This window comes from Shimia sediminis (assembly GCF_003990645.1).
Classification (GTDB): Bacteria; Pseudomonadota; Alphaproteobacteria; order Rhodobacterales; family Rhodobacteraceae; genus Shimia; species Shimia sediminis.
In genome coordinates this window covers 1-1,108 of record NZ_RYZK01000037.1, presented here as the reverse complement: position 1 = coordinate 1,108, position 1,108 = coordinate 1, and the positions used below count along the sequence as shown (strand labels likewise).

Annotated in this window: 2 pseudogenes; both read left to right on the top strand. The window is 30.8% G+C overall.

What is annotated here, in order from left to right:
* Positions 1 to 92 precede the first annotated feature (92 nt).
* Positions 93 to 326 (top strand): annotated as a pseudogene (locus tag EK369_RS22770) (hypothetical protein).
* 168 nt (positions 327 to 494) lie between these two features.
* Positions 495 to 1,103: pseudogene (locus tag EK369_RS22765) on the top strand (cytochrome b N-terminal domain-containing protein); the annotation flags it as partial.
* Positions 1,104 to 1,108 lie beyond the last annotated feature (5 nt).

Genomic DNA, 1,108 nt, shown 5'->3' with positions numbered 1-1,108 from the left:
GAAAAACACATCCTTTAATTAAAATTATTAACGACTCATTAATTGATCTACCTTCACCGTCAAATATTTCAGCTTGGTGAAACTTTGGTTCAATTTTAGGAATATGCTTATCTATTCAAATCATTACAGGATTATTTCTAGCAATACATTATACTGCTAGAATTGATCTGGCCTTTTCAAGTATTATTCATATTTGCCGAGATGTTAACTATGGGTGATTTTTACGAACACTTCATGCAAACGGAGCATCAATATTTTTCATCGCTTTATATTGTCACGCAGGTCGAGGAATATATTATGGATCTTATACTCTGCATATAACATGATCTATTGGAGTAATTATTATATTTGCTTTAATAGCCACTGCATTTTTAGGTTATGTTTTACCTTGAGGTCAAATATCCTTTTGAGGAGCAACAGTTATTACTAATTTATTATCTGCTATCCCATATTTAGGGACTGATATTGTACAATGATTGTGAGGAGGATTTGCAGTAGACAATGCTACTTTAACTCGATTTTTTACTTTACACTTCATTCTACCATTTATTGTATTTGCTTTAATTATTATCCATCTATTATTTCTACACCAAACAGGGTCCAATAATCCATTAGGATTAAACAGAAATGTAGATAAAATTCCTTTCCACCCATATTTCTCATTTAAAGATTTAGTAGGCTTTATTTTAACTGGATTTGTTTTAACAATAATTACATTAGCAAATCCTTATTTACTAGGTGACCCTGAAAATTTTACTCCAGCCAACCCTTTAGTAACTCCAGTCCATATTCAACCAGAATGGTATTTTTTATTTGCTTACGCAATTCTGCGATCGATCCCAAATAAATTAGGAGGGGTGTTAGCTTTAGTGTTATCAATTGCTATCTTGTTAATTTTACCATTTACTAATAAAAAAAAAATATTGTCAAATCAATTTTACCCTTTAAATAAATTAATATTCTGAACATTTTTAGCAAATGCCCTGCTTCTAACTTGGATTGGGGCTCGCCCTGTAGAAGACCCTTATATTCTAGCTGGCCAAGTATTAACAGTAACTTACTTTTTATACTTTATAATAAACCCTTTAATTGCAAATTTATGAGATCT